23 protein-coding genes are annotated in these 25639 nt (G+C 57.8%); 10 read left to right on the top strand and 13 right to left on the bottom strand.

Annotated features, from left to right (window positions below; genetic code table 11):
- Positions 1–9 precede the first annotated feature (9 nt).
- Together FHC48_RS08695 and FHC48_RS08690 are read left to right on the top strand one after the other, a co-directional pair.
- Positions 10–450, top strand: coding sequence for a PTS sugar transporter subunit IIA (locus FHC48_RS08695; RefSeq protein WP_059365084.1), 441 nt, complete (start codon positions 10–12; stop codon positions 448–450).
- A gap of 64 nt (positions 451–514) precedes the next feature.
- Positions 515–1762 (top strand): polysaccharide deacetylase family protein, encoded by a 1248-nt coding sequence (locus FHC48_RS08690; protein WP_008501943.1) that lies wholly within the window; start codon positions 515–517, stop codon positions 1760–1762.
- A gap of 3 nt (positions 1763–1765) precedes the next feature.
- Here FHC48_RS08690 and panD read toward each other — a convergent pair whose 3' ends face one another.
- From panD to thpR, 9 genes are all read right to left on the bottom strand, one after another.
- A complete protein-coding gene (gene panD, locus FHC48_RS08685; RefSeq protein WP_006173750.1) occupies positions 1766–2146 on the bottom strand; it encodes an aspartate 1-decarboxylase in 381 nt (126 codons plus the stop codon).
- Positions 2147–2180: 34 nt separating this feature from the next.
- Entirely contained in the window at positions 2181–3032 is an 852-nt protein-coding gene (gene panC, locus FHC48_RS08680; protein WP_119311992.1) for a pantoate--beta-alanine ligase, read from the bottom strand.
- An 11-nt stretch (positions 3033–3043) separates the two neighbouring features.
- Positions 3044–3835 (bottom strand): 3-methyl-2-oxobutanoate hydroxymethyltransferase, encoded by a 792-nt coding sequence (gene panB, locus FHC48_RS08675; protein ID WP_023293249.1) that lies wholly within the window; start codon positions 3833–3835, stop codon positions 3044–3046.
- Between the two features lie 123 nt (positions 3836–3958).
- Complete coding sequence (gene folK / locus FHC48_RS08670) at positions 3959–4438, bottom strand: 2-amino-4-hydroxy-6-hydroxymethyldihydropteridine diphosphokinase (RefSeq protein WP_023326716.1); 480 nt, start codon at positions 4436–4438, stop codon at positions 3959–3961.
- Complete coding sequence (gene pcnB / locus FHC48_RS08665; protein ID WP_072203850.1) at positions 4435–5832, bottom strand: polynucleotide adenylyltransferase PcnB; 1398 nt, start codon at positions 5830–5832, stop codon at positions 4435–4437. Before pcnB ends, folK begins: the two co-directional genes overlap by 4 nt.
- A gap of 42 nt (positions 5833–5874) precedes the next feature.
- Positions 5875–6765: a tRNA glutamyl-Q(34) synthetase GluQRS gene (gluQRS, locus tag FHC48_RS08660; protein WP_008501938.1), complete on the bottom strand. Its 891-nt coding sequence runs from the start codon at positions 6763–6765 to the stop codon at positions 5875–5877.
- A 59-nt stretch (positions 6766–6824) separates the two neighbouring features.
- The gene (gene dksA, locus FHC48_RS08655; protein ID WP_001155232.1) at positions 6825–7280 is read right to left on the bottom strand and encodes an RNA polymerase-binding protein DksA; all 456 of its coding nucleotides are present in this window, start codon (positions 7278–7280) and stop codon (positions 6825–6827) included.
- A gap of 176 nt (positions 7281–7456) precedes the next feature.
- A complete protein-coding gene (sfsA, locus tag FHC48_RS08650; protein WP_021240498.1) occupies positions 7457–8161 on the bottom strand; it encodes a DNA/RNA nuclease SfsA in 705 nt (234 codons plus the stop codon).
- On the bottom strand, positions 8151–8705 hold the full coding sequence (gene thpR, locus FHC48_RS08645; RefSeq protein WP_119311993.1) for an RNA 2',3'-cyclic phosphodiesterase: 555 nt from the start codon (positions 8703–8705) through the stop codon (positions 8151–8153). Before thpR ends, sfsA begins: the two co-directional genes overlap by 11 nt.
- Positions 8706–8778: 73 nt before the next feature.
- Between thpR and hrpB the strand changes: the two genes are divergently transcribed.
- The 6 genes from hrpB to fhuB all read left to right on the top strand — a co-directional run bounded on the left by hrpB (position 8779) and on the right by fhuB (position 20035).
- Entirely contained in the window at positions 8779–11208 is a 2430-nt protein-coding gene (hrpB, locus tag FHC48_RS08640) for an ATP-dependent helicase HrpB (RefSeq protein WP_059365079.1), read from the top strand.
- A 142-nt stretch (positions 11209–11350) separates the two neighbouring features.
- Positions 11351–13876 carry a bifunctional glycosyl transferase/transpeptidase gene (gene mrcB / locus FHC48_RS08635; RefSeq protein WP_008501930.1) on the top strand — a complete coding sequence of 842 codons (2526 nt, stop codon included), beginning with the start codon at positions 11351–11353 and terminating at the stop codon, positions 13874–13876.
- A 231-nt stretch (positions 13877–14107) separates the two neighbouring features.
- Positions 14108–16318 (top strand): ferrichrome porin FhuA, encoded by a 2211-nt coding sequence (fhuA, locus tag FHC48_RS08630; RefSeq protein ID WP_021240495.1) that lies wholly within the window; start codon positions 14108–14110, stop codon positions 16316–16318.
- Between the two features lie 50 nt (positions 16319–16368).
- On the top strand, positions 16369–17166 hold the full coding sequence (fhuC, locus tag FHC48_RS08625) for a Fe3+-hydroxamate ABC transporter ATP-binding protein FhuC (protein ID WP_008501928.1): 798 nt from the start codon (positions 16369–16371) through the stop codon (positions 17164–17166).
- Positions 17166–18056, top strand: coding sequence for a Fe(3+)-hydroxamate ABC transporter substrate-binding protein FhuD (fhuD, locus tag FHC48_RS08620; RefSeq protein WP_023345453.1), 891 nt, complete (start codon positions 17166–17168; stop codon positions 18054–18056). Before fhuC ends, fhuD begins: the two co-directional genes overlap by 1 nt.
- Entirely contained in the window at positions 18053–20035 is a 1983-nt protein-coding gene (fhuB, locus tag FHC48_RS08615; RefSeq protein ID WP_059362124.1) for a Fe(3+)-hydroxamate ABC transporter permease FhuB, read from the top strand. Before fhuD ends, fhuB begins: the two co-directional genes overlap by 4 nt.
- 84 nt (positions 20036–20119) lie before the next feature.
- Here fhuB and hemL read toward each other — a convergent pair whose 3' ends face one another.
- Positions 20120–21400, bottom strand: coding sequence for a glutamate-1-semialdehyde 2,1-aminomutase (hemL, locus tag FHC48_RS08610; protein WP_008501925.1), 1281 nt, complete (start codon positions 21398–21400; stop codon positions 20120–20122).
- Between the two features lie 176 nt (positions 21401–21576).
- Between hemL and clcA the strand changes: the two genes are divergently transcribed.
- Together clcA and erpA are read left to right on the top strand one after the other, a co-directional pair.
- Entirely contained in the window at positions 21577–22977 is a 1401-nt protein-coding gene (gene clcA, locus FHC48_RS08605; RefSeq protein WP_021240492.1) for a H(+)/Cl(-) exchange transporter ClcA, read from the top strand.
- Positions 22978–23056: 79 nt separating this feature from the next.
- Positions 23057–23401, top strand: a complete 345-nt coding sequence (erpA, locus tag FHC48_RS08600) for an iron-sulfur cluster insertion protein ErpA (protein WP_008501923.1) — start codon at positions 23057–23059, stop codon at positions 23399–23401.
- A gap of 58 nt (positions 23402–23459) precedes the next feature.
- Here the strand turns inward: erpA and FHC48_RS08595 are convergent, their stop codons facing one another.
- Genes FHC48_RS08595 through mtnN form a run of 3 tightly spaced genes read right to left on the bottom strand, consistent with a single transcriptional unit; the run spans position 23460 to position 25602 of the window.
- Positions 23460–24083: a TRIC cation channel family protein gene (locus FHC48_RS08595; protein WP_008501922.1), complete on the bottom strand. Its 624-nt coding sequence runs from the start codon at positions 24081–24083 to the stop codon at positions 23460–23462.
- Between the two features lie 27 nt (positions 24084–24110).
- Entirely contained in the window at positions 24111–24911 is an 801-nt protein-coding gene (btuF, locus tag FHC48_RS08590; protein ID WP_044597132.1) for a vitamin B12 ABC transporter substrate-binding protein BtuF, read from the bottom strand.
- The gene (gene mtnN, locus FHC48_RS08585; RefSeq protein WP_008501920.1) at positions 24904–25602 is read right to left on the bottom strand and encodes a 5'-methylthioadenosine/S-adenosylhomocysteine nucleosidase; all 699 of its coding nucleotides are present in this window, start codon (positions 25600–25602) and stop codon (positions 24904–24906) included. Before mtnN ends, btuF begins: the two co-directional genes overlap by 8 nt.
- Positions 25603–25639: the final 37 nt, after the last annotated feature.

Here is a 25639-nt window from a genome sequence, read left to right as displayed (position 1 = left end):
GAGAGAGTTATGCTGGGATGGGTTATCACCTGCCACGATGAACGGGCGCAGGACATGCTGCTGAAGCTGGAAGCCAGGTTTGGTCCACTGCCACAGTGTCGCGCGGTTAACTACTGGCGCGGCTTGAGCACCAATATGCTTGGCCGGATGATGTGCGATGCCCTGCATGAAACTGACACCGGAGAGGGCGTCATTTTTCTTACTGATAAATCCGGCGCGGCGCCGTACCGTGCAGCGGCTCTGATGAGCCATAAGCACGACGGCTGCGAGGTAATCTCCGGTATTAGCCTTCCATTGCTTGAAATGATGTATCCCCAGCGCGAAACATTAACCAGCGCGGCGTTCCGTAACGCTATTGTTTCGCTGGGTACACCGGGCGTCAGCAGCTTGTGGCATCAGCAGCAAAAAAATCCCCCCTTTGTCCTGCTTCATGACCTGTATAAGAATTAAACATTGGTATTGATGTCGCTTTTGCTACAATGGCATAAGTATTTCCGCTTCGAATAAGACCCTCATGTTCACGCGTATTGTTTTCCTGCTATTGATGTTCGTGTCCGGCACTGTTTCTGCCAGTTTATTAAGTCAGCAAAGACTGCCTGCTCAATATATGCAAACCACCGAAGATGCGGCGATTTGGGCGCAGATCGGCAACAGCGTCATTAACGTTGGCAACGTGCGGGCAGGGCAGATCCTCGCGGTGGTGCCTGCGGCGGCGGACTACTATGAATTTCGCTTCGGATTTGGCACGGGCTTTATCGACAAGGGGCATCTGGAGCCGGTTCAGGGCAAACAGCGCGTCGAGGATGGCCTGGGGGATTTGAATAAACCGCTGAGCAATCAAAACCTGATAACGTGGAAAGACACGCCCGTTTATAACGCCCCGAACAACGGCAGCGCACCCTTCGGCACCTTAAGCGCCAATCTTCGCTATCCGATCCTGAACAAACTTAAAGACCGTTTAAACCAGACCTGGTTTCAGATCCGCATCGGTAATCGTCTGGCGTGGATCAGCAGCCTGGATGCACAGGAAGATAACGGCCTTCCTGTTCTGACCTACCATCATATTTTGCGTGATGAAGAAAACACGCGCTTTCGACATACGTCCACAACGACCAGCGTACGTGCGTTTAATAACCAGATGGCATGGCTTCGCGATCAGGGCTATACCACCCTGACGATGTACCAGCTGGAAGGGTACGTGCGTAACAAAATGAACCTGCCTGCGAAATCGGTGGTGATAACCTTTGACGATGGCCTGAAATCTGTCAGCCGCTATGCTTATCCTGTGCTGAAAGAGTACGGCTTCAAGGCTACCGCGTTTATTATCTCTTCCCGCATAAAAGGCCATCCGCAGAAGTGGGATCCTAAATCCCTGCAGTTTATGAGCGTGCAGGAGATTAAGGGGATTCAGGATGTGTTCGATATTCAGTCTCATACCCACTTCCTGCACCGCGTGGATGCCAATAAGCATCCGATTTTACTGAGCCGCAGCTATCACGTGATTTTGTTTGATTTTGAACGCTCGCGTCGCGCGCTGGCGCAGTTTAACCCGCGCGTGCTGTATGTCTCTTACCCCTTCGGCGGCTACGACAATAAAGCGATAAAGGCGGCGAATGATGCCGGTTTCCATCTGGCGGTGACGACGGTGAAAGGAAAGGTGAAGCCGGGGGATAATCCGTTCTTACTGAAACGCCTGTACATCTTAAGAACGGATTCGCTGGAGACGATGTCGCGGCTGATCAGCAATCAGCCGCAGGGGTAGTGCTTATGCAACCTGAACCGGAATCGCCTTTGCGGTGCGCTTCATTTCATTCTCGCCTTCGAAGTAGGCGACTTTAGGCTGCCAGCGGCGCGCTTCTTCGTCAGACATCATCACGAAGCTGGCGATGATCACGATATCACCCACGTCCGCGCAGTGCGCGGCTGCGCCGTTAACGGAGATGATTTTGGACCCGCGCTCGGCGGCAATCGCGTAGGTGGAGAAGCGTTTACCGTTGTTCACGTTCCAGATATCAATCGCTTCGTTTTCGAGGATACCTGCTGCATCAAGGAAATCCTGGTCAATGGCGCAGGAGCCTTCATAGTGCAGGTCGGCCTGCGTGACTTTCACACGGTGAAGCTTACCTTGCAGCATTTTGCGAATCATTACGTTTACCTATCATTATCAGGGGTGAAGGGAACTACGCCAGCTCAACCACTTTATTGTCGATCAGACGCGCCTGACCTAGCCAGGCCGCCACCAGGATGACTGCGCGCTTGCTGTTCTGGGTTAATTCCAGCAGCGTATCAGCATCACGAATTTGTACGTCGTCAGCACGAAGGCCATTATCGTTAAGCGCCTGCTCGGCAAGGGCGATAATTTCTTCTGCTGTTAACTCTTTTGCCAGCATCTGCTCTGCCATGGTGTTCATGACCTTGCTTAAGCCCGGCGCGATTTTACGCTGTTCGGCAGTCAGGTAGCCATTTCGCGAGCTGAGTGCCAGACCGTCTTTGGCGCGTACAATCGGTACGCCGACAATCTCGATATCGTAACCCATATCCGCAACCATCTTGCGGATCAGCGCCAGCTGCTGGAAATCTTTCTCGCCAAAGCAGGCTACGTCAGGCTGTACCAGGTTGAACAGCTTGCTGACGATGGTGGAAACGCCGCGGAAATGGCCCGGGCGGCTCGCGCCTTCGAGCATGGTGGAAATGCCCGGGACGTCAACGTAGGTTGCCTCTTCGGTACCCTGCGGGTAAACATCCGCCGGTGCAGGTGAGAAAACGATATCCGCGTGGCGTTTTTTGAGCTTCTCGCAATCTTCCTGCAGGGTACGCGGGTAGCGTGCCAGATCGTCTGCGCGGTCAAACTGCATGGGGTTCACGAAGATACTGACCACCACGATATCTGCTCGTGCACGGGCTTCGTCGACGAGCTTCATGTGGCCGTCATGCAGATTGCCCATGGTCGGGACCAGTGCGATACGTTTACCTTCCTGTCGCGCGCGGCGGATATGCTGGCGAAGCAGCGGCAGGGTTTCAATGATTAGCACAACGAGACTCCTTAATGGAAACTGTGTTCTTCACCCGGGTAAACACCGGATTCAACGTCGGCAATATACTGCCTGACCGCAGCGCGCATGTCGCCCGCTTCGGCGAGGAAATTTTTGGCAAATTTCGGGATGTGTCCGCCGGTGATACCGAAGGCGTCGTGCATCACCAGAATCTGACCGTCGGTGACGTTGCCTGCACCAATACCAATCACCGGAATGGACAGCGCGTCGGTGATGCGTTTCGCCAGCTCAACCGGCACGCACTCCAGCACCAGCAGCTGGGCACCTGCGGCTTCCAGCGCCAGGGCATCATCCAGCAGCGTCTGGGCGGCATCGCCACGGCCCTGCACCTTATAGCCGCCAAAGATATTGACGGACTGCGGCGTCAGGCCTAAATGCCCGCACACCGGCACGGCGCGCTCGGTGAGCCTCTTCACCGTATCCACAAGCCAGGCGCCGCCTTCAATTTTGACCATATTGGCACCGGCACGCATCACTGCCGCCGCGTTTTCGAATGCCTGTTCCGGCGTGGCATAGGCCATAAACGGCAGATCGGAAAGCAGCAGGCAGGCTGGGGCGCCACGGCGCACGGCGCGGGTATGGTAAGCGATATCCTCAACCGTTACCGGCAGGGTGGAATCATGTCCTTGTACCGTCATCCCTAACGAGTCCCCGACCAGCATGACGTTGATCCCCTCTTCGGCAAACAGTTTGGCGAAGCTGTAGTCATACGCGGTGATGGTGGCGAAGCGTTTTTTTTCCTGTTTGCATTTCTGCAGTAAGGAGATGGTGGTTGGTTTCATACTGTTTCCTGATAGCCCAAAAGCGAATCTTTGCGCATTCTAACAGTAACATTCGAGGGAACAATGATTTTAGGTAAACGATTAACCATAAATATTTTATGGTTAATCGCTAAAAAAACAGCCTTACCAGCGGGCGGGTTTCTCCGCACCGAGACTGTTGAGAACGGCCTTTAGCGAGAGCCCGTCAGGGAAGGTAAGGGAAGGGGCAACTTCATACAGTGGCCAGAGCATAAACCCGCGATTTTTCATGTCGTAATGCGGAACGGTGAGACGTTCAGTGTTAATCGTCTCGTGACCAAACAGCATAATATCGAGATCAAGCGTGCGCGGCCCCCAGCGTTCGGCTTTGCGTACGCGGCCCTGCTGAAGCTCAATACGCTGGGTATTGTCCAGCAGCGCTTCGGGACCCAGCTCAGTCTCAAGAACCACGGCGGCGTTGAGGTAGTCTGGCTGATCCTGTGGCCCCAGCGGCGGTGTGCGATAGAACGAGGAGACCGCCACGATGCGGCTTTGCGGGATCTCACCCAGCGCCTCTACGGCAGCATTCACCTGCTCCAGCGGTGAGGCTAAATTGCTGCCGATGGCGATATACGCGAGGGTCATGCTGTCCCTTCACGACGCGGCGCGCGTTTGCGCGGACGACGATGACGGCGACGCGGTTCCGGCTCTTCATCCAGCCCGGTCAGCATATCTTTCTGCTCTGGCGGGGCGGAGACCTGGAATTCAGCCCACCACTGCGCCAGACGCTGCAGCTCCTGGTTGCGTTCAATTTCTGCGCGCAGCGACAGGAGATCGAAGGCGGCACGGAACTTAGGATGCTCCATCAGCTTCCAGGCGCGTTTGCCCTGACGACGGGACATGCGCAGCTGAAGCTGCCAGATGTCGCGCACCAGAGTGGTAATACGTTTCGGAATGGCGAGCGTGCGGCAGCCTTCGTCCAGCACGTCGTTGGCGGCCAGCGCGAACGCATCGTAATAGGCGAGCCCGCTCTCCTGGGTAATGCGCTGGGCCGTTTCCAGCAGCGGATACCAGAACATCGCGGCAAACAGGAACGCCGGGTTCACGCGCATGTCGTTGCGAATGCGGGTATCGGTATTCTTCAGCACCTGCGCAATCATCCGCTCCATTGGGCTGTCACCGTTTTCGGTGAAGTAGCGGGTAATGGTCGGGAACAGCGGCTGGAACAGGTTGTATTCGCGCAGAAGATTATAGGTTTCAAAACCGTGGCCGGCCTGCAGCAGCTTCAGCGCCTCTTCAAACAGGCGAGCAGGCGGCACGTCGTTAATCAGCGTCGCCAGACGCGGGATCGGCTCGGCCGTTTCCGGGCTGATGCGCATATTGAGCTTGGCGGCAAAACGCACGGCGCGCAGCATACGCACGGGATCTTCACGGTAGCGTGTTTCCGGCGTGCCGATCAGGCGGATCAGACCTTCTTTCAGGTCCTGCATGCCGCCGACGTAATCGCGCACGGTGAAATCCGCCACGCTGTAATAGAGGCTGTTGATGGTGAAGTCGCGACGCTGGGCATCTTCTTCGATAGAGCCGAAGATGTTGTCGCGCAGCAGCATACCGTTCTGGCCGCGCTGCGACGTGGTGCGATCGGATGCGCCCGCTTCGTGGTGGCCGCGGAAGGTCGCCACTTCGATAATTTCCGGCCCAAACATCACGTGAGCCAGACGGAAGCGGCGGCCAACGAGACGACAGTTGCGGAATAATTTGCGCACCTGCTCAGGCGTGGCGCTGGTCGTCACGTCGAAATCTTTCGGTTTTTTGCCCAGCAGTAAATCACGCACCCCACCGCCGACGAGATAGGCCTCGTAGCCCGCTTTATTCAGACGATAGAGTACCTTGAGGGCATTTTCACTGATATCTTTGCGGGAAATAGAGTGCTGCTCACGCGGAATAACCGACATGTGTGGCTGTGCAATAGCATCATTCGCCATGCTCTCTTCACGGCTTAGCACTTTACGGCAAAAATTAGCGACTCGGGTAAAAATGGTACACCTCGTAGTGTGTTTTGTTATGAAAAAAGCGGCTAATCATAGCTCAGCGCAACGCATTTGAGAATGCTGGATTTTTGGCACAGCCCTGAGCGTCCAGTTGGCGATGGCCATTTTCAGCAGTTCGTCAATACGCAGATCCTGCCATTCGTTGGTTACATTCTGGTTGAGAAAACGCAGCGCGTCGATCAAAACAGGACGCGGATCGCCGTCTGGCAGGGCCGGGGCGTGGTTCTGCTTTGATAATTTTAAGCCCTGCGCATTAACCGCCAGCGGCAGATGAATATAGTCCGGTGCCGTCCAGCCAAACTGGTGATACAGCGAGATTTGCCGTACGGTGGGCTCGACCAGATCCGCCCCGCGCACAATTTCCGTCACGCCCTGGAAATGATCGTCCACCACCACGGCCAGGTTGTAGGCGAACAGGCCATCGCGACGGTGAATAATAAAATCCTCACGCGCCAGACGTTCATCGGCATGAATCTCACCGGAGAGTAAATCGTGAAAGCGCGTCACCGGTGAGCGCTGCAGTATTCGCACGGCGGCATTTTCAGGACCGTTGTTCAACGTGCGGCAGTGGCCGTCATAGACGCCGCCTGCGCTCTGGATACGCGCGCGGGTGCAGGTGCAGTTATAGGAAAGCCCCTGAGCGCGAAGCCAGGCCAGACGTTCCCGATACGCCTCGTGACGTGTCGACTGCCACAGAACCTCGTCATCCCAGTGAAGACCGTAATGTTCCAGCTGACGCAGAATCGTCTCTGCTGCACCGGGAACTTCACGCGGAGGGTCAATATCTTCAATGCGGACGAGCCATTTTCCCTGACGGGCGCGAGCCTGCAGGTAGCTGCCGAGCGCGGCAATTAATGAGCCGAAGTGTAATTCACCGGAAGGAGATGGCGCGAAGCGCCCAATATAGTGTGATTCAGACATATCAACAGTAACAAGGCGGGAGAGACTCCCGCCTTTGGAGTGTGTAAACAGCGCTGGTGTTAACCGGCCATCTGTTTTTCGCGGATTTCGGCCAGCGTTTTGCAGTCGATGCACAGATCGGCGGTTGGACGCGCTTCCAGGCGACGAATGCCAATTTCAACACCGCAGGATTCGCAGTAGCCAAAATCTTCGTCTTCGACTTTTTTCAGCGTTTTCTCGATCTTTTTGATCAGTTTGCGTTCGCGGTCACGGTTACGCAGTTCGAGGCTGAACTCTTCTTCCTGAGCGGCACGGTCTACCGGATCCGGGAAGTTAGCAGCTTCATCCTGCATATGAGTAACGGTGCGATCGACTTCATCCCTGAGTTGATTACGCCATGCTTCAAGAATACGCTTGAAGTGCGACAGCTGGGCTTCGTTCATATACTCTTCGCCCGGTTTCTCTTGATACGGCTCCACCCCAGCGATGGCGAGAATACTCAGGGACGATGTTTTACGGTTTTGCCCTTCTTGCATGTTGCTTCTCCTTAACACGCACTATCGATCCCCGTGTTGGGGGAAAAATCAGGTCGCTATAAATAGCAGATGCTTTTCCGTATGGCAATTATCTAAACGTAACACTTGACAAGCCTGTGAGGAAAAGCGTATTTGCGCACGCGGCCAGAACACTTAATAGTCAATCGTCTAATCCCTTATAAGACAATGGGAAGAGAGGATCTCAGAGTCATATTATCGGCAGAAAGTTCCGCTTTATAAGCGAAAACCTCTACCCCCTGCTTTTGTGCCTCATTCAACAATTGCGCGTATTTAGGATCAATATGGCGGGCAGGGGAGAAACGTTCAATGGCTGAATGCAATACCGCAAACAGCAATACGGCGCGTTTGCCCGCCGCCGCAACACTCATTAGCTCTCGCAGATGCTTCTGGCCACGTAGCGTTACCGCATCCGGGAAGTAGCCATTTTCCTGTTCCGCTAACGTCACTGATTTTACTTCAATATAGCACTCCGGCCTGTCTTCCGCCTGTAACATGAAGTCAATTCTGCTGCCTTCATCGCCATATTTCACTTCGCTTTTATGCGTGCCATAACCAACCAGTTCGGGAATAACGCCATGGGTCAGCGCTTCCTTAACTAACTGATTGGCGCGCAGGGTGTTAACGCAAATAAATGCCCCGTTTTGGGTTTCGGTCATTTCCCAGGTATGAGCATATTTGCGTTTAGTATTTTCTGATGTGGAATACCAGACCCTGTCACCCGGCGTCGCACAGCCCGTCATGGCACCGGTATTGGGGCAGTGCAGGGTGAGCTGTTCGCCTTCTGGCGTGATCACATCGGCGAGGAAGCGTTTGTAGCGTTGGACAAGCGTAGCGTGCTGCAGGGGAGGACTAAACTTCATCAGAATTCCTTTCGGTGTCGCCCAGCGTCCAGCGCTGTAGCGGCGTATAGCGGGTGCGTCCCTGAATAAAGACGGATTCATAAAGCGCGAATGTGTTGACCTGAAAGGCCCAGTGAAAACCCGGCGGCGGGATGGCAACGGCCTGACCGGCATCGCGCAGCAGGGTGATGTGCGGATGAAACGGCTGTGGGCTTTGATAACAGCCGCTGCGCGCCGCCTGCGCGCGCAGCATGTTCGCCAGCTGTAATAATCCGCGCGGAGGCTGTCGCGTACCCAGCCAGACCACGCGCGAACGCAGCCACTGGCCCGCGTCGTCGAGGTGCAGCGTAAATTCCGGCTGGGCAATACGCCCTGCCAGGGCGGCTAGCGCCCGCTGTTTTTCGGTACTGACGTCGCCCAAAAAGGCCAGCGTCAGGTGCAGGTTGGCCGCCGCGACAGGGCGACCGGCCTCCGGCGGGAAGTGGTCAGCGCGCCAGCGAACAATTTGACGCTGTAAGGGGGGGGGCAATTCAATGGCAAAAAACAGCCGTTTCGACTCAGGCATACGGAGGACTCGGTAATGATATGCGCCGATGCTACAATGTACGCCGACGAATGTTAACCCTCTGGAGCTGTTAGTGTCCTCATTGCCGGTCGCCGTTGTTCTTCCTGACCTTCTCGCTGCCTTACGCCATTCCCCGCAGGTTTTGCTGAATGCCCCGACGGGGGCGGGTAAGTCCACCTGGCTGCCGCTGCAGATTCTGAAAGAGGGGAACATCAGCGGGAAAATTATCCTGCTGGAGCCGCGCAGGCTGGCCGCGCGCAACGTAGCGCAGCGCCTCGCGGAACTGCTGAATGAAAAACCGGGCGAAACGGTAGGGTACAGGATGCGCGCCGAGACCTGCGTGGGTCCGACAACGCGCCTTGAGGTGGTCACCGAGGGCATTCTCACCCGCATGCTGCAAAACGATCCGGAGCTGACCGGCGTCGGGCTGGTGATCCTGGATGAATTTCACGAGCGCAGCCTGCAGGCGGATCTGGCCCTCGCGCTGTTGCTGGACGTTCAGCAGGGACTGCGTGACGATCTCCGGCTGCTGATAATGTCGGCCACGCTGGACAATGCGCGGCTACGGCAGGCTTTACCCGATGCGCCTGTCATCAGCTCTGAAGGGCGGGCGTTTCCAGTTGAACGCCGCTATCAACCGCTTCCCTCCCATCAGCGTTTTGACGAAGCGGTCGCCATTGCCACCGCAGAACTGCTGCGTCAGGAACCCGGCTCGCTGCTGCTGTTTTTGCCGGGCGTAGGGGAGATCCAGCGCGTGCAGGAGCAGCTTTCCTCTCGCGTAGGCGGTGATGTACTGCTCTGCCCGCTCTACGGCGCGCTGTCGCTGCAGGAGCAGCGTAAAGCTATCCTTCCTGCCCCGGTTGGACAGCGCAAGGTGGTACTGGCAACCAATATTGCTGAAACCAGTTTGACCATCGAAGGTATTCGCCTGGTGGTCGATAGCGCGCAGGAGAGGGTGGCAAGCTTTGACCCGCGCACCGGGCTGACTAAACTCCTGACGCAGCGCATCAGCCAGGCATCAATGGTGCAGCGCGCGGGCCGCGCGGGGCGACTTGAGCCGGGTATCTGCCTGCATTTGACCAGCGCAGAGCAGGCGGAACGCGCGGCGCAGCAAAGCACACCGGAAATTTTACAAAGCGATTTGTCTGGCCTGGTGATGGATCTGCTGCAGTGGGGCTGCCCGGAGCCTGGACAGCTTACCTGGCTTGATTCCCCGCCAGCCGTGAACCTCACCGCTGCGCGCAACCTGTTGACCCAGCTTGGTGCGCTGGAAGGCGAACGTCTGACGGTACGCGGCCAGAAAATGGCGGCACTGGGCAACGATCCGCGTCTGGCCGCGATGCTGGTGGCTGCGCAGGGGGAAGATGAGATTGCCACGGCGGCCAAACTGGCAGCTATCCTTGAGGAGCCGCCGCGCGGAGGCAGTAGCGATCTGGGGCAGGCGTTTTCGCGCAATCAGGGGAACTGGCAGCAGCGGGCGCAGCAGCTCTGTAAGCGGCTTAACAGCCGCGGCGGCGTGCCAGACAGTGAGAGCATCTCCCGGCTGTTAGCGCAGGCGTTTCCGGACCGGATTGCGCGTCGGCGCGGGCTGGACGGTCGCTACCAGCTGGCAAACGGTATGGGGGCGATGCTGGACAGCGATGATGCCCTGACGCGTCATGAGTGGCTGATTGCGCCGCTCCTGTTGCAGGGGAGCAACTCCCCGGATGCGCGTATCCTGCAGGCGATTGCCGTCGATATTGACGCCCTGACCCGTACCTGTCCGCATCTGCTCCAGCAATCGGACATCGTCGAGTGGGATGACGCCCAGGGCACGCTGAAGGCGTTTCGTCGTAGCCAGATTGGCAAACTGACACTCGGAACGAAGCCGCTGGCGAAGCCGTCGGAAGACGAGCTCCATCAGGCTATGCTGAACGGCATTCGGGAAAAAGGGCTGAGCGTGCTGAACTGGACGCCGGAGGCTGAGCAGTACCGCATTCGCCTGCACTGCGCCGCTCGCTGGTTGCCGGAGTACGCCTGGCCAGCGGTGGATGACGAAACGTTACTCGCGTCGCTGGAGACCTGGCTACTGCCGCAGATGAGTGGCGTACACTCCCTGCGGGCGCTGAAAGCGCTTGATGTTAAGGTCGCGTTACAGAATTTACTGGACTGGTCATTGCGTCAACGTCTGGATAGTGAACTGCCAGGGCATTACACTGTGCCGACCGGAAGCCGGATTGCCATCCGTTATCATGAGGATAATCCGCCGGCGCTGGCGGTTCGAATGCAGGAGATGTTTGGTGAGGCAACCACGCCGTCTATCGCTGAAGGGCGCGTGCCGTTGGTGCTTGAACTGCTGTCGCCTGCGCATCGACCCTTGCAGATCACTCGCGATTTGGGGGCGTTCTGGGCGGGGAGCTACCGTGACGTGCAAAAAGAGATGAAAGGGCGGTACCCCAAACACGTCTGGCCGGACGATCCGGCGAATACGGCGCCGACGAAGCGGACGAAGAAGTATTCCTGATAGGGATGTGCGGCCTGATGCCCTCACCCCGGCCCTCTCCCACAGGGAGAGGGAAAACTAATTTTGAGAGATTTCTTCTTTCACAGACCGGTGGAAGAAAAGAGAATCGGGCCTTTGCGCCTGAAAGTTGCGGAGAAAAAGCATGGCGGGGAATGACCGCGAGCCAATAGGACGTAAGGGAAGACCAACGCGTCCGGCGAAAGAAAAGGTAAGCCGTCGTCGCCTCAGAGATGAGGACTATGACGATGACTATGAAGACGATGATGAGGATGAAGAACCGATGCCGCGTAAAGGGAAAGGCAAAGGACGCAAGCCTCGGGGCAAACGCGGCTGGTTCTGGCTGCTGCTGAAGCTCTTTATTGTTTTTGTTGTGCTGATGGCAATTTACGGCGTGTATCTGGATCAGAAGATCCGCAGCCGTATCGACGGTAAAGTCTGGCAGTTACCTGCGGCCGTGTATGGCCGTATGGTGAACCTTGAGCCAGATATGTCCATCACGAAAAACGAAATGGTAAAACTGCTGGAAGCCACCCAGTATCGTCAGGTGTCAAAAATGACGCGCCCTGGCGAATTTACCGTGCAGGCCAACAGCATTGAGATGATCCGCCGTCCGTTTGATTTCCCGGACAGCAAAGAGGGTCAGGTGCGCGCGCGTCTGACCTTTGACGGCGATCGTCTGGATACCATCGAGAACATGGATAACAACCGTCAGTTCGGTTTCTTCCGTCTCGATCCCCGCCTGATCACCATGCTCTCGTCGGCGAACGGCGAACAGCGTCTGTTCGTGGCGCGTAACGGCTTCCCGGATCTGCTGGTTGATACCCTGCTGGCAACCGAAGACCGCCACTTCTACGAGCATGACGGCATCAGCCTCTACTCGATTGGCCGTGCGGTCCTGGCGAACCTGACCGCGGGCCGTACCGTGCAGGGGGCAAGTACGCTGACCCAGCAGCTGGTGAAGAACCTGTTCCTCTCCAGCGAGCGCTCTTACTGGCGTAAAGCGAACGAAGCGTATATGGCCGTGCTGATGGATGCGCGCTACAGCAAGGATCGTATACTTGAGCTGTATATGAACGAGGTGTACCTCGGTCAGAGCGGCGACAACGAAATCCGCGGCTTCCCGCTGGCGAGCTTGTACTACTTTGGTCGTCCGGTTGAAGAGCTGAGTCTGGATCAGCAGGCGCTGCTGGTGGGCATGGTGAAAGGGGCGTCCATTTATAACCCGTGGCGTAACCCGAAACTGGCGCTGGAGCGTCGTAACCTCGTTCTGCGTCTGCTGCAACAGCAGCAGGTGATTGACCAGGAGCTGTACGACATGCTGAGCGCACGTCCGCTCGGCGTGCAGCCGCGCGGTGGGGTGATCTCGCCTCAGCCTGCGTTTATGCAGCTGGTGCGTCAGGAGCTGCAGAGCAAGCTTGGCGATAAGGTGAAAGACCTCTCCGGCGTGAAGATCTTTACGACCTTTGACTCCGTGGCGCAGGATGCGGCAGAAAAAGCGGCGGTGGAAGGCATTCCGGCGCTGAAGAAACAGCGTAAGCTCTCCGATCTTGAAACAGCGATGGTGGTGGTTGACCGTAACTCCGGCGAAGTTCGTGCGATGGTGGGCGGTGCCGAGCCGCAGTTTGCTGGCTATAACCGTGCCATGCAGGCGCGTCGCTCGATCGGCTCTCTGGCAAAACCGGCAACCTATCTCACTGCCCTGAGTCAGCCAAACCAGTATCGTCTGAATACCTGGATTGCGGATGCGCCGATCTCCCTGCGCCAGCCTAACGGCCAGGTGTGGTCACCGCAGAACGACGACAAGCAGTTTAGCGGTCAGGTGATGCTGGTGGATGCGTTGACGCGCTCCATGAACGTGCCGACGGTGAACCTGGGCATGTCGCTGGGTCTGCCAGCGATTGTCGATACCTGGCAGAAGCTGGGCGTGGCGAAAGATCAGCTGCACCCGGTACCGGCGATGATCCTGGGGGCGCTCAACCTGACGCCGATCGAAGTGGCGCAGGCGTTCCAGACGATCGCCAGCGGCGGTAACCGCGCGCCGCTCTCCGCCCTGCGTTCGGTGATTGCCGAAGATGGCTCCGTGCTGTATCAGAGCTTCCCGCAGGCGGAACGTGCCGTTCCTGCGCAGGCAGCCTATATGACGCTGTGGACGATGCAGCAGGTGGTGCAGCGCGGTACCGGCCGTCAGCTGGGGGCGAAGTATCCGGGCCTGCATCTGGCGGGTAAAACCGGGACCACCAACAACAACGTTGATACCTGGTTTGCCGGTATTGATGGCCGTGAAGTGGTGATCACCTGGGTAGGCCGCGACAACAACCAGCCGACGAAACTGTACGGCGCGAGCGGGGCGATGTCGATTTACCAGCGCTATCTGGCGAATCAGTCCCCGGTGCCGCTGAACCTGGTTGCGCCGGAAGATATCGTCGATATGGGCGTGGACAGTTCCGGTAACTTCGTCTGCGGCGGCGGAATGCGTACTCTGCCGGTCTGGACAACCAACCCGGATTCCCTGTGCCAGCAAAGCCAGCCAGAACAGCCAACGGGTAACCCGTTTGAGCAGTCTTCTCAGCCACAGCAGCCGCAGCAGCAACAGCCGCAGCAGCAGAACGAGAAGAAAGACAGCGATGGTGTCGCAGGCTGGATTAAAGATATGTTCGGCGGTAACTAACCGCGTGAGGTCCCCCCGCAAGGGGGGATTTTTTTACCCATTCCCCCCCTTTTTTTAACCCGCTTTTTAATATTGATTAACCCTTCGTTCTCTCCTGGTTATTTCTTAAACCCTTAATTCTCGTAGGGCCGCTTACTGCTTGCTATGCAGTCAGCGTTTCGCCTATTATGCTGCGGTCATAATAATAATTCTCGTTTACGTTATCATTCACTTTTCCATCAGAGATACACCATGGCGCTTTCCAATACTGCTCAGCCAATCAATACGTCGCTGCGTAAAATCGCGGTCGTCGTCGCCACAGCGGTTGCCGGCATGTCGGCTTATACACATGCTGCCGAAACCCCGAAAAAAGAAGAAACCATTACGGTAACCGCAGCACCTGCGGCACAGGAAAGTGCCTGGGGACCGGCACCCACGATTGCGGCTAAACGCACCGCCACCGCGACCAAGACCGATACCCCGATTGAGAAAACCCCGCAGTCTATTTCTGTCGTCACCCGTGAAGAGATGGACATGAAGCAGCCGGGGACGGTTAAACAGGCGCTGGCCTATACGCCGAGCGTGTTCGCAACACGCGGGGCGTCTACAACGTATGACGTTGTTTCTATTCGTGGGTTCACCACCTCCAGTACCGTGAATACTAACCAGTATCTGGACGGGATGAAGCTGCAGGGAGATAACTATTCTGAAGCGTCCATGGATCCGTATTTCCTTGAGCGCGTCGAGCTGCTGCGTGGCCCAACGTCCGTTCTGTACGGTAAAAGCCACCCGGGCGGCGTGGTCAGCATGGTCAGCAAGCGCCCAACCACCGAGCCACTAAAAGAAATTCAGTTCAAAATGGGTACCGATAACCTGTGGCAGACCGGGTTTGATTTCAGCGATGCGATTGATGATGATGGCGTGTGGTCATACCGTCTGACCGGTCTGGGGCGCAGCGAAAATGCGCAGCAGGAGATGGTGAAATCTTCCCGCTACGCCATTGCACCTGCTTTCAGCTGGCGTCCTGACGATAAAACCGATTTTACTTTCCTGAGCAACTTCCAGAGCGATCCGGATGCAGGCTATTACGGCTGGCTGCCGCGGGAAGGTACCGTTGTGCCTTACTACGATGCCAACGGCAAAGCACACAAGCTGCCGACCGATTTCAACGAAGGTGAAGAAGATAACAAGATCTCCCGTCGTCAGAAAATGGTGGGTTACAGCTTCTCGCATCAGTTTGATGACACCTTTACCGTGCGTCAAAACCTGCGTTACACCAAAATCAATACGCTTTACCGTTCCGTCTACGGTAACGGCTATATTGCACCGGCTCAGATCAGCCGCGCGTATGTGCGCTCCGATGAGGACCTCAACTCGTTTACCGTTGATACTCAGCTTCAGTCCAAATTCGCGACGGGTGCAGTGGATCATACCCTGTTGACGGGCGTTGATTACCTCCGCATGCGTAATGATATTGATGCTGACTACGGCACGGCCGATCCCATCAGTATGACGAAGCCTGCGTACGGCAATCCAAATGTCGACGTTTACTACCTTTACAAAGTGCTCAACCGTCAGGAACAAACCGGCCTTTATGCGCAGGATCAGGCTGAATGGGATAAGTGGGTACTCACAATGGGTGGCCGCTATGACTTTGCGAAAACCTCAGCACTGACGCGTACAACCGGTACTACCGCGGAAATCAACGATCAGGCATTCACGTGGCGCGGCGGGATTAACTACCTGTTCGACAACGGCATCACGCCTTATTTCAGCTATAGCGAATCGTTCGAACCGATTTCGGGTACCACTCAGGGCGGCAAACCGTTCGATCCTGCACGCGGCAAGCAGTATGAAGCGGGCGTGAAATACGTACCGAAAGATCTGCCTGTTGTGGTCACGGCTGCTGTTTATCAGTTAACCAAAAACAACAACCTGACGGCCGATCCGGCGAACCCGACCAGCGGCTTTAGCGTGCAGGGCGGTGAAATTCGCTCTCGCGGTTTCGAACTGGAAGCGAAAGCTGCCGTCTCTGCCAACGTGAACGTGACGGCTTCCTATAGCTTTACTGATGCCAAATACACGCACGATACCTGGTATGAAGGCCGTCGTCCGGCGGAAGTGCCGCGCAATATGGCGTCTCTGTGGGCAGATTATACCTTCCATGAGACGGCGTTGAGCGGTCTGACGGTAGGGGCTGGCACCCGTTACATTGGTAACACCGTGTCCTATTACTCTGCCTCGTCGCCAAAAGCCTACCAGTCGTTCAACGTCGCGGGCTATGCCCTGGCGGATGCCACCGTAAAATACGATCTGGCACGCTTTGGACTTCCCGGCTCTTCTGTCGGCGTCAACGTGAACAACATCTTCGATCGCGAATACGTCTCCAGCTGCTACAGCGAATATGCATGCTACTGGGGAGCAGGACGTCAGGTTGTTGCTACCGCGACCTTCCGCTTCTAATCTCTCTTCGGGCACGGTTCGCCGTGCCCTTTTTATTTAAGTTGGCTGATATGCAGGATAATCAAACGCAACCCGACACCACCTTTACGCTCAACCATCTCTCCTTTCGCGTACCCGGGCGCACCTTGCTGCATCCGCTCTCTTTGACGTTTCCCGCAGGTAAAGTCACAGGCCTGATTGGTCACAACGGTTCCGGTAAGTCCACGCTGCTCAAGATGCTGGGACGACATCAGCCGCCGTCAGAAGGCGACATCCTGCTGGATGACCAACCGCTGGAGAGCTGGAGCAGTAAAGCCTTTGCGCGCAAAGTGGCGTATCTGCCGCAGCAGCTGCCGCAGGCGGAGGGGATGACGGTGCGAGAGCTGGTGGCGATTGGGCGTTATCCGTGGCATGGCGCGCTTGGACGCTTTGGCGTGGCCGACAGAGAGAAAGTGGAAGAGGCGATTGCGCTGGTCGGGCTTAAGCCGCTGGCGCACCGTCTGGTGGATAGCCTGTCCGGCGGTGAACGCCAGCGCGCGTGGATTGCAATGCTGGTGGCCCAGGACAGCCGCTGCCTGCTCCTCGACGAACCCACCTCCGCACTTGATATCGCCCATCAGGTCGATGTTCTGGCGCTGGTGCACCGCTTGAGCCAGCAGCGCGGTCTGACGGTGATTGCGGTGCTGCATGATATCAACATGGCGGCACGCTACTGCGATTACCTTGTTGCGCTGCGCGGCGGCGAAATGATTGCGCAGGGAACGCCGTCCGAGCTGATGCGCAGCGAAACGCTGGAACAGATTTATGGTATTCCGATGGGTATTCTGCCTCACCCGGCCGGGGCTGCACCGGTGAGCTTCGTGTACTGATGCTGGACAACATGCGCATTAGCCGCCGTCGCCTGCTGACGGCGATGGCCCTCTCACCGCTGCTGTTAAAAATGAATACGGCGCGTGCCGCCGCCGTCGATCCGCACCGCATAGTGGCGCTGGAGTGGTTGCCGGTCGAGCTGATGATGGCGCTCGGCGTTACGCCCTACGGCGTCGCGGACATTCCCAACTATAACCTCTGGGTGAACGAGCCGAAGCTGCCGGACTCGGTGATCGACGTCGGCCTGCGTACGGAGCCAAACCTCGAGCTGCTCACCCAGATGAAACCGTCGTTCCTCTTCTGGTCCGCGGGCTACGGTCCGTCAGAAGAGGTGATGGCGCGCATTGCGCCCGGGCGCGGATTCGCTTTCAGCGACGGTAAAAAACCGCTGGCCGTAGCGAAAAATTCGATTGGCGAGATGGCGCATTTCCTTAACCGGGAAGCGGAGGCCAAACGGCATCTCGCCGAATTTGATGCCCTGATCGACTCCCTCAAGCCGCGTTTTGCTCACCGGGGCGATCGTCCGCTGCTGATGGTGACGCTGCTGGATGCCCGCCATATGCTGGTCTTTGGTAAAAACTGCCTGTTCCAGGAGGTGCTGGACAGCTTCGGCATTCGCAACGCCTGGGAAGGGGAGATGACGTTCTGGGGCAGTACCGCTGTGGGTATCGATCGCCTCGCGGCGTTTCGCGATGTGGATGTGCTGTGCTTCGATCACGGCAACGAGCGCGACATGCAAACCCTGATGGCGACTCCGCTCTGGCAGGCGATGCCGTTTGTGCGCGAGCGGCGCTTCCAGCGCGCTCCGGCGGTCTGGTTCTACGGCGCGACGCTGTCGGCGATGCATTTTGCCCGCGTGCTGGATAACGCCCTGGGAGGTAAAGCATGAGTACGCGTATTGCCCGTTTCCCGGCGCTTCTGCTGATGCTGATTTTTCTTGCCGCGCTGGCGTTAACCGGGTTCAACCTCTCTGCCGCGTTACCGCGCGCGCAATGGGGAGCCGCGCTGGCCTCGCCGGATATCGACAATATTCAGCAGATGCTGTTCCACTACAGCCTGCTGCCGCGTCTGGCAATCTCCCTTTTAGTCGGTGCCGGTTTAGGACTGGTGGGCGTACTGTTCCAGCAGGTGTTACGTAACCCGCTGGCGGAGCCAACCACGCTCGGCGTCGCGACCGGCGCACAGCTTGGGATCACTATCACCACGCTGTGGGCGCTGCCGGGAGCGTTAACCTCGCAGTTTGCGGCACTCGCGGGGGCGTGCGTGGTGGGCGCGCTGGTCTTTGGCGTGGCCTGGGGTAAACGCCTTTCTCCGGTAACGCTTATCCTGGCCGGGCTGGTGGTGAGCCTCTACTGTGGCGCCATTAACCAGCTGCTGGTGCTTTTCCACCACGATCGGCTGCAAAGCATGTTCCTGTGGAGTACCGGTACGCTCACCCAAACCGACTGGAGCGTTGTGCTGCGCCTGTGGCCGCAGCTGGCTGGCGGTGTTGTGCTGACGCTGCTGCTCCTGCGTCCCCTGACGCTGATGGGACTGGATGATGGCGTGGCGCGTAACCTGGGGCTGGCGCTGTCGCTGGCTCGCCTGGCGGCGCTGACGCTGGCGATTGTATTGAGCGCCCTGCTGGTGAATGCGGTTGGCATCATCGGGTTTATCGGCCTGTTTGCGCCGCTGCTGGCGAAAATGCTTGGGGCGCGCCGTTTGCTGGCGCGTCTGCTGCTGGCCTCGCTGATTGGGGCGTTGATCCTTTGGCTTTCCGATCAGCTTATTCTCTGGCTGGCGCGGGTGTGGCGGGAAGTCTCTACCGGCTCGGTCACGGCGCTTATCGGTGCGCCGCTGCTGCTTTGGCTGCTGCCGCGTCTGCGCAGCATAAGCGCACCGGCGATGGATGCGGGCGATAAAGTCCATGCTGAACGTCAGTCGGTACTGTGGTTTAGCCTTGCCGGGCTGGCGGTGCTGATTATTGCCTCGTTCGCGGCGCTCTCATTCGGTCGCGATGCCGCGGGCTGGCACTGGGCAGCGGGCGATTTACTCAACGACCTGCTGCAGTGGCGCTGGCCGCGTATCTTTGCTGCGCTGATCGCAGGGGTAATGCTGGCGGTGGCTGGGTGCATTATTCAGCGTCTGACCGGCAACCCGATGGCGAGCCCGGAAGTGCTTGGGATCAGCTCTGGCGCCGCCTTTGGCGTGGTGCTGATGCTGTTCTTTGTGCCGGGCAATGCGTTTGGCTGGCTGATGCCTGCCGGCAGTCTCGGTGCGGCCGTTACGCTGCTGATTATCCTGATTGCCGCTGGTCGAGGCGGGTTTTCACCGCACCGTATGCTGCTGGCGGGGATGGCGCTCAGCACCGCGTTCACCATGCTGCTGATGATGCTGCAGGCAAGCGGCGACCCGCGTATGGCGAAGATCCTGACCTGGATATCCGGCTCAACGTACGGCGCGACCGGCAGCCAGGCGATCGGGTCCGGGCTCGTGATGGTCGTGCTGCTGGCGATGGTGCCGCTGTGCCGACGCTGGCTGACTATTCTGCCGCTCGGCGGTGAAACCGCACGTGCGGTGGGCATGGCGCTGACGCCAGCGCGTGTAGCGCTGCTGCTGCTCGCCGCGTGCCTGACGGCGACGGCCACCATGACGATTGGCCCGCTGAGTTTTGTGGGGTTAATGGCGCCGCATATCGCCAGAATGATGGGGTTCCGCCGGACGATGCCGCATATCGTCATGTCGGCCCTCACGGGCGGCGTGATGCTGGTGTTTGCAGACTGGTGCGGAAGAATGGTGCTGTTCCCGTATCAGATCCCGGCGGGGCTGCTGTCGACCTTTATTGGTGCGCCGTATTTTATTTATCTGTTGAGAAAGCAGAGTCGGTAATCAGATGCGGCCTTATTCCCTCTCCCACGGGGAGAGGGAGAACACCGTAGGCCGGGTAAGCGTTAGCGCCACCCGGCAATGCCCTTACAGTTTCGCAAACACCTTACGCGCCGCGTCGATGGTGTTGTTGATATCTTCTTCGCTGTGCGCCACGGACATAAAGCCCGCCTCGAATGCGGACGGTGCCAGGTAGACGCCTTCTTCCAGCATCAGGTGGAAGAAGCGCTTGAAGCGTTCAACGTCGCACTTCACCACGTCCTGATAGCGGGTCACGGTTTTCGCCTCGGTGAAGAAAATCCCGAACATCCCGCCTACGTGGTTAACCACCAGCGGAATGCCGGCCTCTTCTGCCGCTTCCAGCAGGCCGTTTGCCAGCTGCGTGGTCCGGTCGGTCAGGGTTTCGTGAATACCTGGCTGCGCCACTTCGGTCAGGCAGGCAAAACCCGCCGCCATGGCGATAGGGTTACCGGAGAGCGTGCCCGCCTGGTAAACCGGGCCGGTTGGTGCCAGCGCTTCCATGACGTCCTTACGACCACCGAACGCGCCGACCGGCATGCCGCCGCCGATGATTTTACCCAGACAGGTGAGGTCCGGCTCCACGCCGTAATAAGACTGGGCGCCCGCCAGAGCCACGCGGAAGCCGGTCATCACTTCGTCGATGATCAGCAGCGCGCCGAACTCATCGCACAGGGCGCGCAGGCCCGGCAGGAAGTCAGGCTGCGGTGGGATACAGTTCATGTTGCCCGCAACCGGCTCAACGATGATGCAGGCGATCTCCTGCGGATACTGCTCGAACGCCGCGCGAACGGTGTTCAGATCGTTGTAGGTGCAGGTCAGGGTATGCTTCGCGAAATCCGCAGGTACGCCAGGCGAGTTTGGCTGGCCGAGCGTCAGCGCGCCGGAACCCGCTTTCACCAGCAGGCAGTCCGCGTGGCCGTGGTAGCAGCCTTCGAACTTGATGATTTTATCGCGGCCGGTAAAACCGCGCGCCAGGCGGATGGCGCTCATGGTGGCTTCGGTACCGGAGTTCACCATGCGCACCATGTCCATGGTCGGGACCAGCTCGGTGACCAGTTCCGCCATCTTCACTTCCATTTCGGTAGGCGCACCGAAGCTCAGGCCGCGCTGGGCGGCTTCAATCACGGCGTTACGAATGGCCGGGTGGTTGTGCCCCAGCACCATCGGGCCCCAGGAGCCGACATAATCGATATAGGCTTTGCCATCGACATCATACAGATACGCGCCGTCAGCACGTTCGATAAACAGCGGCGTGCCGCCCACGCCGGTAAAGGCGCGCACAGGTGAGTTCACGCCACCCGGAATAAGCTCGCGGGCTGCACTGTAGAGGTTTTCAGACTTGCTCATGGCGTCGTTCCTGGTTCGTATAAAATGATTAAGCCCACTATTCTAAGTGATTCGGGGAAGGTTATGAAATTTTTAGCCTGGTAATGCTTTAAGATTTGTTAAGTAATTTTCAGGAGACGGTGGGGCAGTCTCTGGTAAAATCCACGCGGCTTTTGTATGACGAATAAGTACAGGACATGAAATCAGATTCTCCGTCTTTTGAAGAACAACAGTTTACGCGCGCCCAGCATCGAATCAGTATTCGACGGCTGCTCAATCGCGATAAAACGCCGCTGGCGATCCTGCTGGCCGCTGCCGTGGTGGGAACACTCGCCGGTCTGGTGGGCGTGGCGTTTGAAAAAGCGGTTAATGCCGTGCTCAACTGGCGAGTGGGAACCGTGGCCGGTTTCGCCGACAGCCGATGGCTGGTCTGGGTTGCGGCGTTCGGGCTGTCGGCGCTGTTTGCCATGGTGGGGTATTTTCTGGTGCGTAAATTCGCGCCGGAGGCGGGCGGGTCCGGCATCCCGGAAATTGAAGGGGCGCTGGAGGAGCTGCGTCCTGTGCGCTGGTGGCGAGTCATTCCGGTGAAATTTATCGGCGGCATGGGTACGCTGGGCGCGGGGATGGTGCTTGGCCGGGAAGGGCCCACGGTTCAGCTGGGCGGGAACGTCGGCCGCATGGTGGGCGATCTGTTTCGGATGCGCAGCGCCGAAGCGCGCCATACGCTGCTGGCTACCGGTGCGGCGGCGGGGCTATCGGCGGCCTTTAACGCGCCGCTGGCGGGCATTTTGTTTATCATCGAAGAGATGCGCGCGCAGTTTCGCTACAACCTGATCTCCATTAAAGCGGTGTTTACCGGCGTCATTATGTCGAGCATCGTGTTTCGCCTCTTTAATGGCGAAGGGGCGGTCATTGAGGTGGGTAAACTGACCAACGCGCCGGTTAACACCCTGTGGCTTTACCTGATCCTCGGCATGATTTTTGGCGTGGTGGGACCGCTGTTTAATACCTTTATCCTGCGCGCTCAGGATATGTTCCAGCGTATTCACGGTGGGAATACGACTAAATGGGTGCTGATGGGCGGCCTGCTTGGCGGAATCTGTGGCGTGCTCGGGTTTATCGAGCCAAATGCCGCGGGCGGCGGCTTCGGGCTGATCCCCATTGCGGCGGCGGGGAACTTCAGCGTGGGTCTGCTGCTGTTTATGTTTATCTCCCGCGTCATCACGACGGTGCTGTGCTTCTCCTCCGGCGCGCCCGGCGGGATATTCGCCCCGATGCTGGCGCTGGGAACCTTGTTGGGCACCGCGTTTGGTATGGCGGCTGAAGCGGGCTTTCCCGCCTATCACCTTGATGCAGGGACCTTTGCGGTAGCCGGAATGGGGGCGCTGCTGGCCGCCTCCCTGCGCGCGCCGTTGACCGGTATCGTGCTGGTGCTGGAGATGACGGACAATTACCAGCTCATTTTGCCAATGATCATTACCTGTCTCGGGGCGACACTATTAGCCCAGTTCCTGGGTGGAAAACCGCTATACTCCACCATCCTCGCGCGTACCCTGGCAAAACAAGAGGCGGAGCGGGCCGCCGCGCAGAATACTTGAATGAATTACCAGGGTATTAGATAATGACGAAAAGAATTGGGTGAATTTTACCCAATAGCAGTATTCATGGGAGCATAAGATGAGTGATGACGTAGCTGTGCCGCTGGAATTTACCGAAGCAGCAGCCAACAAAGTGAAAACCCTGATTGCCGACGAAGACAATCCGGATCTGAAACTGCGTGTCTATATTACCGGTGGCGGCTGCAGCGGCTTCCAGTACGGTTTTACTTTTGACGATCAGGTTAACGATGGCGATATGACCATTGAGAAACAGGGCGTCGCGCTGGTGGTTGACCCGATGAGCCTGCAGTATCTGGTAGGTGGTTCGGTCGACTACACCGAAGGTCTGGAAGGTTCACGCTTTGTGGTGACCAACCCGAATGCAACAAGCACCTGCGGGTGTGGGTCTTCGTTCAGCATTTAAGCCTGAATGCGGATTGTAGGCCCGGTAAGCGAAGCGCCACCGGGCTTATAAACGACGCCTATCTTGAAGTTTCATCCAGCGCAAACGTCGGCAGCTTCAGGTGCCAGCGTATCGCCGCTAAACGTATCGCCAGCGTCACGATCATCCCCAGCATCGCGGCGTTTTCCAGCGGAATGGCAAAGGTGTAATACGCGGTCGCGTGGACAATGCCGCCCGCAATACAGGCCGTTGCGTAAATTTCAGTACGCAGGATCATCGGCACCTCACGTGCCAGAATGTCGCGAATGATCCCGCCGCCCACGCCGGTTAATACGCCCATGCAGATCGCCACCATCGGACCGGTGCCCGCATTAAACGCCTTATTGACGCCAATACCGACAAACACGGCCAGACCGACGGCATCCAGTACCGGCAATATCCATTTTGGTAATCGACGGGGCTGGCGAACCAGCACAATGGTTAACAGACAGGTGACCATCGCGACCACCAGGTCGGTCGGATCTTTCACCCAAAACACCGGGCCATTGGCCAGCGCCATATCGCGGATTGTCCCGCCGCCCACGGCGGTCACCACGCCCAGCACCAGCACGCCAAACGGATCCATGCGAAGTTTTCCGGCGAGCAGGACGCCGGAGATAGCAAAAACGGCTGTGCCAAGAATATCCAGCCAATAAACGAGCATCGTTAAATCCTCGAAAAGGGTCTTATGTTAGTGACTCTCTGCCAGCGCGGCACAGAGCTGTTTTGCGGCGAGGATAATACGCGGGCTGGCGCGTTCAAACCAGTCGCTGTTGAGGGGTATTACCGGTATTTTTAGCTGCTTTTGCCAGAATTGCTCGATTTTGGGAATTTCGCTCGCATTTCCGACCACCACGATGGCCTGTGGCTGGCGCGCCAGAACCTGCTCACGGCTTACCTGAGGCCACGGTACCCGGCTGGCTGCAAAGATGTTTTCACCGCCACAGACTTCCAGTACCTGATTCTGAATCGACCCTTTACCGGTGGTGAACAGCGGCTGGCTGCCAAACTGCAGGAAGATGCGCTTTTTAACAGGGGTATCGTATCGGGATTTCAGCGCGGCATAGTCGCTGAGCATCTGTTTCGCTGCAGCCTCGGCTTTTTTGGGCGTAGGGCTATAGGGTGCCAGGGCCTGTAGCGCCTGAGCGACCTGCTCAATGCTGACGGCATCAATCCACATGATCTTGATGCCAAGGGAGGTAAGCTGGTTAACCTGCCGCTCGGCGTTTCCGCCGCGCCAGGCCAGCACGAGATCCGGTTTCAGCGCCACGATGCGCTCAAGGTTCATCCCTTGCCAGGTTGCCACCTGTTCAATGCCCGCAGCCTGTGGGGGATAATCCGAAAAGCTGCTCACGCCAACGGGCGTGATCCCGGCGGCAAACGCCAGTTCGGTATTGGCGGGAGAGAGGGTAATCACACGCGGCGCGGCAAAAAGCCACGCCGGTGCGAGCAGAAGCAGGGCGGCCAGCGCCCTGAAGGGATGTTTAGCCACGTGCCAGGTTCTGCACCAGGCGTTCCACCATCACGGTGGACTGTTTTGCTGCAACGGTCAGGAACTCGTCGAAGCTGATGTGGGACTGCTGATCTGCCACGTCAGAGATGGCGCGAACCACTACAAACGGTACGTTGAAATTATGGCAAACGTGCGCGATCGCGGTCGCTTCCATCTCAACGGCCACCGCCTGAGGGAAGTTATGACGGATTTTCGCCAGGCCAACGGAGCCGTTGATGAACGCATCACCGCTGACAATCAGACCGCGTACCGCGTTGAGGTTGAGCTCCGCAATGCAGGTCTCTGCCGCCGCAATCAGTTTGTCGTCCGCTTTAAACCCTGCCGGGCAGCCCGGAAGCTGGCCGTACTCGTAGCCGAACGCGGTGACATCCGCATCGTGATAGCGCGCTTCGTCGGAAACAACGATGTCACCCACTTTCAGCGTCGGCGCCAGGCCGCCCGCAGAGCCGGTATTCACGATCACGTCCGGCTTGCAGCGCTCAAGCAGCAGGGTGGCACCCAGCGCCGCAGCGACTTTACCGATGCCTGATTTCAGCAGAGCCACGTCAACACCGTTTAGCTGACCGGTATAGATCTCACAACCCCCCAGAGAGAGGGTCTGACGGTTCTCAATTTTGTCACGCAGAAGCGTAACTTCTTCTTCCATTGCACCAATAATGCCGATTTTCATAGATTTACTCGCGATGTGCCTTGTTAAGATGCATAGT

Origin of the sequence: Enterobacter sp. EC_50 (genome assembly GCF_019584525.1) — a bacterium.
Taxonomy (GTDB): Bacteria; Pseudomonadota; Gammaproteobacteria; order Enterobacterales; family Enterobacteriaceae; genus Enterobacter; species Enterobacter roggenkampii.
The sequence above is the reverse complement of the archived record's forward strand: the minus strand, read 5'-3'. Positions and strand labels throughout refer to the sequence as shown.